This window comes from Morganella morganii, from assembly GCF_041099235.1.
Classification (GTDB): Bacteria; Pseudomonadota; Gammaproteobacteria; order Enterobacterales; family Enterobacteriaceae; genus Morganella; species Morganella morganii_E.
In genome coordinates this window covers 118,515-132,858 of sequence record NZ_JBFZSO010000004.1, presented here as the reverse complement: position 1 = coordinate 132,858, position 14,344 = coordinate 118,515, and the positions used below count along the sequence as shown (strand labels likewise).

Genomic DNA, 14,344 nt, shown 5'->3' with positions numbered 1-14,344 from the left:
AACGATGTGCTCATCCGTTTTTTTATATCAGCGCTGTGAATCTAAAATCTCGCTGTTATTCACAACGTCCTGCGCTTTGGTATAGCTCTCAATCAGTAACTGATAGGCCGGGAAAATCTGCGTGTACGCCTGTGCCCATTCTGCCGCATCCGCACGGTTCCAGGTTTTTTGCAGTTCAGAAGCCACTGCTGCAGTATCCATCGGCACCACACCGGCCTGAACAACGCGTGCCAGCGTGATTTCCTGTGCCATCTTGGTGTAAGTACCGGAAGCATCAATTACCGCAAACACCTGATAACCGTCAGCCACGGCGCTGATCGCCGGGAATGCCATACAGACGCTGGTAATGGTACCGGCAATGATTAACTGCTTCTTACCGGACGCCTTCACCGCAGCCACAAATTCCGGGTTATCCCAGGCATTAATTTCACCTTTACGCGCAATATACTGAGCATGCGGCGCATTCTGATGAATTTCCGGGATCAGCGGGCCATTCGGGCCCTGCGGAACTGAGGCGGTGGTGATCACCGGGATATTGGCGAGTGTTGCCATTTTTGCCAGCACGGCGGCTCTGGCGCGTAATTCCGTCATCGGCATATCGCCGACAGTCTGGAACAGTCCGCTCTGATGATCGATTAACAGCATCAGTGCATCATCAGGATTAATAACAGGACGCTGACCATTAAAGTTTGCCGGAATACTCATTTTAAGACCCTCGTTTATGATAATTTGAACGTTATTTTTGTTTAAACAGGGTGTTTACCAGACTCCCTGTTGTGCGGATTAAAATTAATCCATAAGCGAAAGTCTGAGTAGTGCGGATATTGATAAACAATGTTCTGAATTCAGAACAATCAGGCGGCAGTCAGCCGGTATAACGTGGCGGGATTCCTCACAGTGTGATCTGAATAACGTTAATATGAAACCGTAATGGTTAGATTTTCACTCCGCGTGATCGACACAGAAAATTAAGGATATACAATGCGTAAACTGACCCTCACCCTGAGTGCTCTGGCACTCGCTCTGAGCCTCAACAGTGTGGCTGATGCCAAAGTGTACATGCCGGAAAAAATCAGTGACGGCGTGACTGCTGCTCAGCTGGCAGAACAGCATGCCATTCACTGGATTTCGGTTGAACAGATTGAAGAAAGCCTGAAAGGGCAGCCGCCGATGGCGGTGGGCTTTGATATTGATGACACTGTCTTATTCTCAAGCCCGGGTTTTTACCGCGGTAAACTGGAATACTCCCCGAACGACTACAGTTATCTGAAAAACCCGGAATTCTGGGAAAAAATGAATAATGAGTGGGATAAATTCAGTATGCCGAAGAAATCCGGTACGGAACTGGTTCAGATGCACCTGAAACGTGGCGATACCGTTTATTTCATCACCGGGCGCAGTAAAACCAAAACAGAAACAGTCACCCAATATGTACAGGAAGGGCTGCGTATTCCGGCGGATAAAATGAACCCGGTTATTTTTGCCGGTGACGAGGAAGGGCAGAATAATAAAGTCAGCTGGATGCGTGATCACAAGCTGAAAATTTATTACGGTGATGCGGATGCCGATATTGCCGCAGCACGGGAACTGAATATCCGGGGTATACGGGTATTACGCGCATCAAACTCCTCGTATCAACCACTGCCGAAAGCCGGTCAGTTCGGTGAGGAAGTGGTTATTAATTCCGAATATTAATTATAACCTGTCCGTCATATAACAACTCCGTCATCCGGCGGAGTTTTTTGTCTGTATTGCCGGGTATCCGCGCTGCTTATCCGGATAAAAAGCAGAGAATGAGATGTATTACATCACACCCGATACATGCGTTTGTGTAATTAGTGCAGTGTATTCCTCTTAAAAAGATGTATTTGCGCCTTTTTTCTACGATTTTTCCGTTATCCTATTTTCAATTATTCTCTGACAGGTAAAATCAGCAGGGAAGTCTTTTAAACGATACATTTACTATACTGACCATAAGTATTAACAATTGGCCGGAACAGACATAATAAAAAATAAGAGAGGGATGTTATGGTGACGGGAGTTAAAAAAGTTGTTCCCATTTCCGCCATGATAGGAACACTGTTACTGACGCCTGTTTCGTGGGCCTCAACAGCACCGGTAACGCATCTGACTGAAGCAGATGCCAAAGTGGAAAATCTGAAAGTATTTTCAGAATCACCGGAAAGTACAGAAACACAGGCCGCAGAGCCGGTGGCCGGTGTTAATGCACTGCCTCTGAGCGATGTCGCTGACAGTATCCGCCGTGAAGTTCCGGCGGCAACACCATTACTGTATACCGATACACTGACAAACATTTATGCGGAACATCAGCTGAAACCGCTGTGGACCGATGAAAAAGCGCGTCTGTCCCTGGAAAATCAGCTGGCGGAAGCCGCACTTGCCGGATTCCAGCCGCAGTTCACGGCCTGGCTGAATGCCCTGGCACAACCGGATTTGTCCCCGCTGGCGCGGGATATGATTTTAACGGATGCGGCACTGGGGTATCTCTATTACCTCGACAACGTGAGCACCAAAGGCGATAAATGGCTGTACGGTGCCCGTCCGTTCACGTTTGCGGCTGTCAGTGCCCCGTCACTGGCACGGCTGAATACAGCGGCGCATAACGGCACACTGGCGGCATTTACAGATACGCTGTTACCGGCGAATAAGATGTATCAGCCGATGCGCAAAGCTATGCTGACAGAACTGGCGGATACCGCGCCGTGGCCGGAAATGGTGATTAACCGCACATTGCGTCCGGGGGAAAGCCACGAATCTGTCGGGGCACTGCGTGAGATCCTGCACCGCTTTAATCTGATCTCTGCCAATGACATGATGAGCGCCGGTGCTGCTTACGATAAAACGCTGGTGGCGGCCGTTAAACAGTTTCAGTTACAGCACGGCCTGGAAGCCGATGGTGTCATCGGTAAGCAGACCCGTGAGTGGCTGAATAAGACACCACAGATGCGTGCAGCCATTATGGCGGTGAATATTCAGCGTCTGCGTATTACGCCGGACAGTCAGCCGACCGCTATTCTGGTCAATATTCCGGATTTTTCCCTGTATTTCTATGTGGATAATAATCTGATCCTGGAATCCAGAACCATTGTCGGCCGTGCGGAACGTAAAACACCAATTATGTCCAGCGCCCTGAATAATGTGGTGATTAATCCGCCGTGGACGGTTCCGCCGACCATGAGCCGACAGGATGTTGTACCGCGCGGCAGGGCCGATCCGAGCTATTTCAGCAGCCGTGGTTACACCATCTATAATGGCTGGAGTAACAACGCCTCTGTGGTTGACCCGTACAGCATTGACTGGAGTGTTATCACACCGTCAAACTTCCCGTACCGGATAACCCAGGCACCGGGTCCGTCCAACTCGCTGGGACGCTATAAATTCAATATGCCGAACTCAGAGGCGATTTATCTGCACGATACCCCGAACCACAGCCTGTTTAATAAAAACATGCGGGCTATCAGTTCCGGTTGTGTGCGGGTGAATAAAGCCAAAGATCTCGCGGCGATACTCCTTGGTGACGCAGGCTGGAACGAAACCCGTGTAGATGGTGCACTGAAAGCGGGCAGTACCCGTTATGTCTCTATCCCGAACCGTATTCCGGTTTATCTCTATTATCAGACTGCATGGGTAAATGCGGAGAATATCCCGCAATATCGCGCGGATATTTACCGCTACGATGACAGCAGCCTGAAAGGTATTGATAAATTAACGGATATCACGCCTTTCCTGATAAAAAGCTGATCACATGAAGCCGTTTATTTATTACAAATAAGCGGCTTTCTTCTTCTGAAATATAATTAACCGGAAAACGATGTGCAGATAAAAATAATTCACTGCGCAATATTATATTCTGTTATTCCGTTAATTAACTAAAAATGATTAATTCGGTCATATCACTACTACCGGCAAAGGCTCAGCGGATGCGGCACTGTGCCGTCACACACCGGATGTTCATGAAAATGTCGGTGAGGTTTACTTTCTGAGTAAAAATGTGTTTTTTTATTTGACTCCGGGGGATTGAATCGGTAAAAAATAGACGGTCAGTTTTGTTTATTGCTGTTTTTTTCATATTGACGTTAATATTGAAATAACCTGACGAAAATTTACAGAAATAGACAAAACTGATCCGCTGCGGGTCTGAACGGTGAACATAATTATCGCTGTCCGGCCATGTAATATTTAATCAGATAAAGAGTGATTACCGTCAATGGATACAATTGATAACGACCGCCGCAAATGGCTGGGTTTTGGTGCGGCGGCGCTGGGGTTGGCTTTATTACCGAATCACGCATTTGCGTCCCTGACCACACCCCGGCCGAAAATTTTACGGTTTGAAAACCTCAATACCGGTGAATTTTTGAAAGCAGAATTTTTTGACGGTAAACGTTATAACCGCTCTGAACTCGCCCGCCTTAACAAGCTGTTCCGCGACCACCGCAGTAACAAAATCAAAACCATTGACCCGCACCTGTTTGACCAGATGTATCTGTTACAGGTGATGATGAACATCAATAAACCTATTCAGCTGGTGTCCGGCTATCGTTCTCTGATTACCAATAATGAACTGCGCAGAACCACCTCCGGTGTGGCGAAAAAAAGTTATCACACCCGCGGCCAGGCAATGGATTTCCGTATTCCGGGCATCCAGTTAAGTCAGGTTCGTAAAGCAGCCATGAAAATGCGGGCGGGCGGTGTGGGCTATTATCCGTCCAGTAATTTTGTTCATATGGATACAGGACCGGTCAGAACGTGGTAATCTGTTGTTATTACCCGCTTTAACCGGAGTTTTGTGTCATGCAATATCATATTATTCCTGTCACCGGCTTTATGCAGAACTGCACCCTGATTTGGTGCGATGAAACTAAAGCCGCTGCCATTGTCGATCCCGGCGGTGAAGCGCCGCGTCTTATCCGTGAAATTGAACAACGCGGTCTGAAACTGGAAAAAATTCTCCTGACTCACGGTCACTTTGACCATGTCGGCGCAACTGCGGATGTGGCAGAGCACTTTAATGTACCGGTGATCGGCCCGCAGAAAGAAGATGCTTTCTGGATAGAGGGGCTGACACAGCAGAGCCAGATGTTCGGTGTGGAGCCGTGTCGTGCATTTACCCCGGATCAGTGGCTGGAAGAGGGCGACAAGGTCACTGTCGGCAATCTTGAGCTGGATGTGCTGCACTGCCCGGGCCATACACCGGGTCATGTTATTTTTGTGGATAAGCAGGATAAACTGATTTCAATGGGTGATGTGCTGTTCAGAGGGGGCGTCGGCCGCAGTGACTTCCCGCGCGGTAATCATCAGGATCTGATCCGCTCCATTAAAGAAAAAGTACTGCCGTTAGGGGATGAGTATCGCTTTATTCCCGGCCACGGCCCGATGTCCACACTCGGGGAAGAGCGCCGCACAAATCCGTTCCTGCAGGATGAGCAGCCGGTCTGGTAAGTTACATCACCGCACATTGCAGCAATAAAAAAAATGCCTGACATAGTCAGGCATTTTTTATGGTCAAAACGAAATTACAGTACCGCGACAATGGCTTCGCACAGCGGAACCATATTTTCCAGCGTCAGACCGGCAACGTTGATACGACCGGAGCTGACAGCATAGACTGCATATTCATCACGCAGACGCGCAACCTGCTCTTTGGTCAGGCCGCTGAAAGAGAACATACCGTTCTGGCGGATAATAAAGCTGAAGTCCTGCTTCGCGCCTTTTTCCTGCAGGGTGTTAACAAAGAGCTGACGCATACGCTTGATGCGCTCACGCATGGTGGTCAGTTCCTGAATCCACTCTTCTTTCAGTTCCGGATCAGACAATACTGTCGTTACCACAGCGCCACCGTGTGACGGCGGGTTAGAGTAGTTGGTGCGGATCACTATCTTGATCTGGCTGAATGCGCGATCAGCGGTATCCGGATCAGCCGCAACCAGAGTGCAGGCACCGACACGCTCATTGTACATACCGAAGTTTTTGGAGTAAGAGCTGGCCACCAGCATTTCAGGGTGAGATTTTGCGAAAATACGCAGTCCCTGAGCGTCTTCATCCAGACCGGCAGCGAAGCCCTGATAAGCAAAGTCAAAGACCGGCAGCAGACCTTTTTCTTTTACCAGAACAGATAATTGCGCCCACTGCTCAGCTGTCGGGTCAATACCGGTCGGGTTGTGGCAGCAACCGTGCAGCAGGATCACATCACCGGCCTGTGCCGCTTCCAGGCTTGCCAGCATGCCATTGAAATCCAGTGAATGGTTTTCGGCATCATAGTAATTGTAAGTGCAGATTTCCAGACCGGCACCGGCAAAGATGCCGTTATGGTTAGGCCAGGTCGGGTTGCTGATCCAGACACGTTTTGCGCTGGTTTGTTTAGCAATAAAATCAGCCGCGATACGCAGCGCACCGGTGCCGCCCGGCGCCTGTGCGGTACGGGCACGTTTGGCGGTGATGATATCGCTGTTATCACCAAACAGCAGTGCCTGAGTTACTGTTCCGAATTCAGGGATCCCGGTAATCGGCAGATAGTTTTTCGTGGTTTCATTATCCAGCAGATACTTTTCCGCTTTTTTAACGCAGCTCAGTACCGGTGTTTTACCGGTTTCATCTTTATAAACACCAATACCTAAATTGATTTTGTTTTCACGGGGGTCCTGACGGAAGCTGTCAGCCAGACCTAAGATCGGGTCGGCAGGCGCGGCAGTAATATTCTCAAACATAGTTGTTGATCCCAATAGTATCTGATAGTGCGGATAAGAGGACTGTCACAAGGTTATCAGGTTAACTCCCTGTAAATCATTTGCCAACTGTTTACAGAAAAAAGACGAAGATCTTGTGAAGTGGGTGACGTCCTGTTGAGGTTTGCATGAAAATGCATCACAAAACGGGTTATATATCCAACGTCATTCAAGTTACAGGAAGGCGGCAAAGGAAGACAGATGGGGAGCATACATTAGTATGTGACCCAGCGGGCTGAGTGCAGCCAACGAACCTGTAGTTTGAATGAATAAGGATATACAGATAACAAAAAACCCACGGCAAGCCGTGGGTTTTGTATTCATACTTAGCGTTAAAGCTAAATCAGAACTGGTAGGTCAGACCTAAACCAACAACGTCACCAGTGTTGATTTTCGCATCACGGGTAAAGTCATTGTTGTCCAGCAGGTTGATTTTATAATCGATAACTGCAGACATGTTTTTGTTGAAGTAGTAGTAAGTACCTACAGAGATGTATTTTAACAGATCCTGGTTATCAGAATAACGCTCGCCATTGCTGTTAGTGAAATCTGCATCTACGTTCAGGTTCTTACCTTTAGACTGCAGGTATGCGATGGATGGACGCAGACCGAAATCGAACTGGTACTGTGCTACTAATTCGATGTTCTGAGTTTTGTTAGCGATCAGGTCGTATTCACCGAACTTAGTCATGTTACGGGTTTCGCCGTACATAGCTGCCAGATACAGGTTGTTAGCGTCGTATTTAGCACCAACGTTCCATGCTTCAGCACGCTTGCCTTCTGCGATAGAGTTATACTGCTGACCTAAAGGACGGGCAGAGTTAGAATAACCAGCACCCAGAGTCACGCCCCAGCCCAGATCATAGGCAGAAGAGAAGCCGTAACCGTCGCCATTAGCTTTAGCATCGGCGGTATAATCAACTTCACCAGTTACTGGATCTTTGATTGCTTTACCACGGTTTGCGATAGAGTTATCGTCGTTAGCACCCTGGTACTGCAGAGCGAAGCTCAGGCCATCAACGTAACCGAACATGTCGCTGTTACGGTAAGTCAGCAGGTTAGCGTTACGACCGGTCATGTAAACGTCGGTCTGTGCCATGGTGTCGCCACCGAACAGTGGCAGAACGTCGGTCCATGCTGCAGTGTCATATACCACACCGTAGTTACGGCCGTAGTCGATTGAACCGAATTCAGCGAATTTGAAACCAGCGTAAGCTAAACGTACTTTGTTTTTGTTGTCGCCTTCAGTGCCGTTGGTTTTGATTTCGTTTTCGAAACGACCGAAACCGGTCAGCTGGTCAGTGATCTGAGTTTCACCTTTGATGCCGAAACGAACGCGTGAATCGTCGCCATCTTCTTTAGAACCGTTGTCATCAGACTTAGCGAACATGTGACGAACGTCAACTTTACCGTACAGGTCTACTTTGTTGCCGTCTTTGTTGTAGATTTCAGCTGCGTTTGCTGCACCAGCAACTAACAGAGCCGGGATAACCACTGCAAGAATATTGCGTTTCATTATTATTACCCTCATTGGTGTTATTCGGACACCTGCCACTGCCAGAAATAGTTCTGAAAAAAATTTGGAACTATTTATGAGAGTTTAGTGTCGTCTGTGTCGGCGACCAGTGTTCCATTGGTAAAATATTTTATCTACCCTGAAAGTGCTACAAAAACGAAGAATCTGTAACAAATGGCAAAAAAGTATTTCAAAATGTAAATAATCGGGAACTTTTTGAACAGTCAGATCATCAGACATAAAAAAAGCCGACCTGAAGGCCGGCTTTTTACATTCAATATTTTTGATGGAAATCAGAATGTGGCGCTGCGCGGGGTGCGAGGGAACGGGATGGTTTCACGGATATTTGAGACACCCGTCACATATGATACCAAACGCTCGAAGCCCAGACCGAAACCGGCATGCGGCACTGTGCCGTAGCGGCGCAGATCACGGTACCACCAGTAATCTTCTTTATTCATACCCAGTTCATCAAAGCGGGCATCGAGTCTGTCCAGACGTTCTTCACGCTGGGAACCCCCGATGATTTCGCCGATCCCCGGTGCCAGGACGTCCATCGCGGCCACGGTTTTGCCATCTTCGTTTTCGCGCATATAGAAGGCTTTGATGGCTTTCGGGTAGTTTTTAACGACCACAGGCGCTTTGAAGTGTTCTTCTGCCAGGTAACGCTCGTGCTCAGAGGACATATCCACGCCCCAGTACACGTCGTTTTCAAAGGTTTTGCCGCAGTTTTCCAGGATTTTGATCGCGTCGGTGTAATCAACCTGTGCGAAATCGGAAGTGACAAAACGCTCCAGACGTTCGATTGCTTCTTTATTAATACGCTCAGCAAAGAATTCGAGGTCGTCGCGGCGCTCTTCCAGAACGGCTTTGAAGACATATTTCAGCATGGCTTCGGCCAGACCGGCGATATCATTCAGATTGGCAAACGCCACTTCCGGCTCGACCATCCAGAATTCCGCCAGGTGGCGGCTGGTGTTGGAGTTTTCCGCACGGAATGTCGGGCCGAAGGTGTAGATTTTGCTCAGCGCAGAGGCATAAGCTTCGCCGTTCAGCTGACCGGATACAGTCAGGAAGGCTTCCTGGCCGAAAAAGTCTTCGCTGAAATCCACTTCGCCTTTGTCGTTACGCGGCAGGTTGTGGAAATCCAGCGTAGAGACGCGGAACATTTCACCGGCACCTTCGGTATCGGAGGTGGTGATCAGCGGGGTGGATACCCAGAAGAAACCCTGCTCATCAAAGAAACGGTGTAATGCCTGGGATAAGGTATGACGGACACGGGCAACCGCACCAATCAGGTTAGTACGCGGACGCAGATGCGCCACTTCACGCAGATACTCGACAGAGTGGCGTTTTGCCGCCATCGGGTAGGTATCCGGGTCATCAACCATACCAACCACACGAACCTGTGAGGCATGAATTTCAAAGCTTTGTCCCTGGCCCGGGGAAGCAACTACTTTCCCGGTAACTTCGACAGAACAGCCCGCCGTTAAATGAAGCACTTCATCATTATAATTAGGTAAATTATTTTCGATGACGGCCTGTACCGGATTAAAGCAGGAACCGTCGTAGACGGCGAGGAATGAGATCCCGGCTTTTGAATCTCTCCTTGTACGGACCCAACCCTGTACCGTGACTTCGCTGTCAACAGGTACACGGCCTTGCAGTACATCGACCACAGGCGCTATGCTCATAGTTGAAACTCTCTCTTCTTATATATAGGTCTGTTACACGCGTTACCCGCCATCCTCTGAGATGTGAGTAACAGAATAGTCATCAGTTGCCGTCAAACGGGCAATCTCACTATGTTACTTGCTCACTCTCAGGAAACAAGCAGAAATTAGGGGGGAACAGCCCGAAAAACAGAAAAAATAACCGTCTTTTTCTGTTCTCCGGGGGCTGGTATATAAAAGGAGGGATCAGCAGGCGCGCTGAACGTGGGGAATATCAAAAGCGCGGCGCAGTTTATCGACAAATTCATCATCTTCGCAGATGGTTTTGCCCGGGCTGTCAGAAAGTTTGGCAACCGGTTTGCCGTTGCATTCCACCAGCTTGATAACAATATTAAGCGGCTCGACATCCGGGATATTGCAGGTCAGGCGGGTGCCGATACCGAACACCAGGTTTATCCGGTCACAGAAATGGGCATAAAGCGCGAGGGCTTTGCCGAAATCCAGGTTGTCTGAAAAGACCAGCGTTTTACTCATCGGGTCGATACCCAGCTTTTCATAATGAGCAATGGCTTTTTCACCCCATTCCACCGGATCCCCGGAATCGTGGCGCAGACCCTGATAGGCACGGGCAAAGGGGGCATCGAAATCGCGCAGGAAAGCATCCATTGTGATGCAGTCTGTTAAGGCGACACCGAGCTGATCGGGATATTCATCAAGCCAGGTCTGGAGGGCAGCGCGCTGGCTGTTGGCCAGTTCAGCACTGATCTGCTGATGTGCCTGGAACCATTCATGTGCCTGGGTGCCGACCGGTTCCAGATCGAGTTTTTCCGCCAGCAGGTAATTACTGGTGCCGACCAGATAGGGGAAATGTTGTTTCAGTTCAGTGACAATCGCCTTCTGAACATCAAAAGAGAAACGGCGGCGGGTACCGAAATCCATCAGTTTAAAGCGGCTGAGGTCGATCCCTGCCTGCTCTGCATCCTGATAAAAACGTGCCACCAGCTCACGCAGACGGATAACGGCATCTTCCGGCGTGACCTGAGGTGATTCATGATGGTGGACGAGTTCACTGATCAGCGCCAGCAGCGGCACTTCCCACAGGATAACTTCCACCCACGGGCCGCTGATACGGATAGCCAGCTGACCGTTGCTGTCACAGCGGATATTCACCTGTGACGGATCAAACCGGAACTGACGGAACCAGGCGAGATAGTCCGCCGAAAAGAACGGCAGGCGGGCCAGGTAGTTGTACTCGTCATCACTGACTGACAGCTCTGCCATCATTGCCACCCGGCGGCGCAGTTCATCTGCGTACTGCCCCAGACGTTTGCTGCTCCGGCAGCGGAATTCCGCGACCACAGGAATTGAGCGGTAATGATGGAACACTGCCTGCTGCATATGCAGCTTATACGCATCGGTATCCAGCAGTGATGTGATAATCGGGGTTGCTTCTGAATTCATGGCGCTTTCAGCATCCTCACGGAGCAATCAACCTAAACAGGTTATAGCTTACTATTATCTGCGTATAGTAACACGTTATTTTCCCTGTGCGTGATGTTCAGCGCGCAATCACATTATTTGTTAACATTTTATTCATATTTAGTGCGGTACCGCACCGTCAGGAAATCAGGGTGTATCACAAACTGCTAAAATTTCGTTTACCACGATGCCTGAATTATGAGAGCCTAAGTACAGCGTAATTGTAATCATTTAATAAAACAGTGAAGAGAAAACCATGACACAACAGCGGCAGGCGAAGTATCGTCAGGACTATCAGGCTCCTGACTATACCATTACCCATATTGATCTCGATTTTGCGCTCGACCCGCAGACGACAGTGGTGACTGCCGTCAGTCAGGTGAAGCGCCTGAATGACAACGCCTCTGAGCTGGTGCTTGCCGGTGAGGGGCTGACCCTTAAGCAGCTGACCATTGACGGCAAAGTCTGGTCAGATTACCGCGAAGAATCCGGTTCGCTGCACATTCAGAATGTGCCTGAACAATTCACCCTGCAAATTATTAATGAAATCAGTCCGGCGGAAAATACCGCCCTTGAAGGGTTGTATGTGTCCGGTGATGCACTCTGCACACAGTGTGAGGCGGAAGGCTTCCGTCATATCACGTATTACCTTGATCGTCCGGATGTGCTGGCGCGTTACACCACCCGGATCACGGCGGACAAAGCCCGTTATCCGTATCTGTTATCTAACGGTAACCGGATTGATGCCGGGGAATCCGGGGATAAACACTGGGTGAAATGGGAAGATCCGTTCCCGAAACCAAGTTATCTGTTTGCTCTGGTGGCCGGTGATTTTGATGTGCTGCGCGATACTTTTACCACCCGCAGCGGCCGTGATGTGGCGCTGGAACTGTTTGTCGACAAAGGCAACCTCGACCGCGCCGGCTGGGCGATGACCTCCCTGAAAAATGCTATGAAATGGGATGAGGAGCGCTTTGGTTTCGAGTATGACCTCGACATCTATATGATTGTGGCCGTTGATTTCTTTAATATGGGTGCGATGGAGAACAAAGGGCTGAATGTCTTTAACTCCAAATATGTGCTGGCGAAGAATGAAACAGCAACGGATAAAGATTATCTCGGGATTGAATCTGTTATAGGTCATGAATATTTCCATAACTGGACCGGTAACCGTATCACCTGCCGTGACTGGTTCCAGCTCAGCCTGAAAGAAGGGCTGACCGTTTTCCGTGACCAGGAATTCAGCTCTGACCTCGGTTCCCGCCCGGTCAACCGTATCAATAATGTCCGCGTGATGCGTGCCGCTCAGTTTGCCGAGGACGCCGGTCCGATGGCGCACCCGATCCGTCCGGATAAAGTCATTGAAATGAATAACTTCTATACACTGACGGTGTATGAGAAAGGTTCTGAAGTGATCCGTATGATCCACACGCTGCTTGGCGAAGAGCAGTTCCAGGCGGGGATGCAGCTTTATGTTCACCGCCATGACGGCAGCGCCGCGACCTGTGATGATTTTGTGCAGGCGATGGAAGATGCGTCTAATGTCGATCTCACCCTGTTCCGCCGCTGGTACAGCCAGTCCGGTACGCCGCTGGTGACTGTACGTGACAGCTATGATGCGGATAAAAAACAGTATCAGCTGCATGTGACCCAGATGACCCCGCCGACACCGGATCAGCAGGACAAACAGCCGCTGCATATCCCGTTTGATATTGAACTGTACGGCAGTAACGGCGACGTGCTTCCGCTGCGTCATGAAGGGGAGCCGGTTCATTCAGTACTGAATATTACCCGTGATGAACAGACCTTCACCTTTGATGATGTCAGTGAAAAGCCGGTACCGTCACTGTTCCGCGAATTCTCCGCACCGGTGAAAGTGGATTATCCGTATACCGATGCACAGCTGGCATTCCTGATGCAGCACGCCCGCAATGAATTTGCCCGCTGGGATGCCGCACAGTTTCTGCTGGCGTTACATATCAGGGAAAACATCCGCCGTTATCAGGCCGGTGAAGACTTACAGTTACCGGAAGGGGTAACCGATGCTTTCCGTGCGGTGCTGCTTGATGAGCAGATCGATCCGGCGCTGGCGGCTCAGATTCTGACCCTGCCGTCAGAAACCGAGGTTGCGGAATGGTTCCCGGTGGTGGATCCGGATGCAATCAACGCGGTAATGACCTTTATCGCCGGTACATTTGCCCGTGAACTGGCGGATGAGCTGTATGCTGTGTATGTCAGCATGAAAACCGGGGCATACCAAATCGATCATGCGGATATTGCAAAACGCGATCTGCGCAATGTCTGTCTGGGCTACCTGGCACTGGATGAGGACAAAGTGCAGGCGGACAAGCGTGTATCACAACAGTATGCGCAGGCCGACAATATGACCGATTCCCTGGCGGCCCTGACGGCGGCGGTGAAAGCCGCACTGCCGTGCCGCGATAACCTGCTGGCGGATTACGACAACAAATGGCATCAGGATGGTCTGGTGATGGACAAGTGGTTTATTCTTCAGGCCACACGTCCGGATGCGGATGTGCTGGATAATGTGAAATCACTGCTCACTCACCGTTCCTTCACCATGGCGAACCCGAACCGGGTGCGCTCGCTGATCGGTGCGTTTGTGATGAATAACCCGAAAGCGTTCCATGATAAGTCCGGTAAAGGCTATGAATTCCTGGCGGAGATCCTCTGTGACCTCAACAGCCGTAACCCGCAGGTCGCGTCACGTCTGATCGAGCCGCTGATCCGCCTGAAACGGTATGACGACAGCCGTCAGAGCAAAATGCGTGATGCATTGCTGCGCCTGAAAGGGCTGGAAAATCTCTCCGGTGATCTGTTCGAGAAAATCACCAAAGCGCTGGATGAGAACTGATCATTGCTTTTGCGGATAAAGGAGCGATAGCGGGCAGGGAAACGAAAAGCATGCG

10 protein-coding genes are annotated in these 14,344 nt (G+C 49.8%); 5 read left to right on the top strand and 5 right to left on the bottom strand.

The features are described 5' to 3' along the window. Positions 1 to 27: 27 nt before the first annotated feature. A complete protein-coding gene (locus AB7038_RS09055; protein ID WP_349418385.1) occupies positions 28 to 705 on the bottom strand; it encodes a hydrolase in 678 nt (225 codons plus the stop codon). 276 nt (positions 706 to 981) lie between these two features. Between AB7038_RS09055 and aphA the strand changes: the two genes are divergently transcribed. The 4 genes from aphA (at position 982) to AB7038_RS09035 (ending at position 5,463) form a co-directional block, all read left to right on the top strand. Next, positions 982 to 1,695, top strand: a complete 714-nt coding sequence (gene aphA, locus AB7038_RS09050; RefSeq protein ID WP_368888694.1) for an acid phosphatase AphA — start codon at positions 982 to 984, stop codon at positions 1,693 to 1,695. 333 nt (positions 1,696 to 2,028) lie between these two features. Further along, positions 2,029 to 3,762, top strand: a complete 1,734-nt coding sequence (ldtD, locus tag AB7038_RS09045; protein WP_368888693.1) for a L,D-transpeptidase — start codon at positions 2,029 to 2,031, stop codon at positions 3,760 to 3,762. A 466-nt stretch (positions 3,763 to 4,228) separates the two neighbouring features. Continuing rightward, positions 4,229 to 4,777, top strand: coding sequence for a DUF882 domain-containing protein (locus tag AB7038_RS09040; RefSeq protein WP_368888692.1), 549 nt, complete (start codon positions 4,229 to 4,231; stop codon positions 4,775 to 4,777). A 38-nt stretch (positions 4,778 to 4,815) separates the two neighbouring features. Continuing rightward, positions 4,816 to 5,463, top strand: coding sequence for an MBL fold metallo-hydrolase (locus AB7038_RS09035; protein ID WP_368888691.1), 648 nt, complete (start codon positions 4,816 to 4,818; stop codon positions 5,461 to 5,463). 74 nt (positions 5,464 to 5,537) lie between these two features. Here AB7038_RS09035 and AB7038_RS09030 read toward each other — a convergent pair whose 3' ends face one another. From AB7038_RS09030 to pncB, 4 genes are all read right to left on the bottom strand, one after another. Beyond that, positions 5,538 to 6,728 (bottom strand): amino acid aminotransferase, encoded by a 1,191-nt coding sequence (locus tag AB7038_RS09030; RefSeq protein WP_004235846.1) that lies wholly within the window; start codon positions 6,726 to 6,728, stop codon positions 5,538 to 5,540. 361 nt (positions 6,729 to 7,089) lie between these two features. Continuing rightward, positions 7,090 to 8,262: a porin gene (locus AB7038_RS09025; protein WP_368888690.1), complete on the bottom strand. Its 1,173-nt coding sequence runs from the start codon at positions 8,260 to 8,262 to the stop codon at positions 7,090 to 7,092. 293 nt (positions 8,263 to 8,555) lie between these two features. Further along, positions 8,556 to 9,956: an asparagine--tRNA ligase gene (asnS, locus tag AB7038_RS09020; RefSeq protein ID WP_072870894.1), complete on the bottom strand. Its 1,401-nt coding sequence runs from the start codon at positions 9,954 to 9,956 to the stop codon at positions 8,556 to 8,558. Positions 9,957 to 10,181: 225 nt separating this feature from the next. Beyond that, complete coding sequence (gene pncB, locus AB7038_RS09015; protein WP_369453164.1) at positions 10,182 to 11,396, bottom strand: nicotinate phosphoribosyltransferase; 1,215 nt, start codon at positions 11,394 to 11,396, stop codon at positions 10,182 to 10,184. Positions 11,397 to 11,670: 274 nt separating this feature from the next. On the opposite strand from pncB, the gene pepN reads away from it, so the two are divergent. Next, on the top strand, positions 11,671 to 14,289 hold the full coding sequence (pepN, locus tag AB7038_RS09010; protein WP_369453163.1) for an aminopeptidase N: 2,619 nt from the start codon (positions 11,671 to 11,673) through the stop codon (positions 14,287 to 14,289). The last annotated feature ends 55 nt before the right edge of the window (positions 14,290 to 14,344 follow it).

What these genes read in the sequence shown, in the direction of transcription:
- AB7038_RS09035 (WP_368888691.1), top strand. Translation starts at nt 4,816, where the DNA reads ATGCAATATCATATTATTCCTGTCACCGGCTTTATGCAGAACTGCACC.
- ldtD (WP_368888693.1), top strand. Translation starts at nt 2,029, where the DNA reads ATGGTGACGGGAGTTAAAAAAGTTGTTCCCATTTCCGCCATGATAGGA.
- AB7038_RS09025 (WP_368888690.1), bottom strand. Translation starts at nt 8,262, where the DNA reads ATGAAACGCAATATTCTTGCAGTGGTTATCCCGGCTCTGTTAGTTGCT.
- AB7038_RS09040 (WP_368888692.1), top strand. Translation starts at nt 4,229, where the DNA reads ATGGATACAATTGATAACGACCGCCGCAAATGGCTGGGTTTTGGTGCG.
- pncB (WP_369453164.1), bottom strand. Translation starts at nt 11,396, where the DNA reads ATGAATTCAGAAGCAACCCCGATTATCACATCACTGCTGGATACCGAT.
- pepN (WP_369453163.1), top strand. Translation starts at nt 11,671, where the DNA reads ATGACACAACAGCGGCAGGCGAAGTATCGTCAGGACTATCAGGCTCCT.
- AB7038_RS09055 (WP_349418385.1), bottom strand. Translation starts at nt 705, where the DNA reads ATGAGTATTCCGGCAAACTTTAATGGTCAGCGTCCTGTTATTAATCCT.
- aphA (WP_368888694.1), top strand. Translation starts at nt 982, where the DNA reads ATGCGTAAACTGACCCTCACCCTGAGTGCTCTGGCACTCGCTCTGAGC.
- AB7038_RS09030 (WP_004235846.1), bottom strand. Translation starts at nt 6,728, where the DNA reads ATGTTTGAGAATATTACTGCCGCGCCTGCCGACCCGATCTTAGGTCTG.
- asnS (WP_072870894.1), bottom strand. Translation starts at nt 9,956, where the DNA reads ATGAGCATAGCGCCTGTGGTCGATGTACTGCAAGGCCGTGTACCTGTT.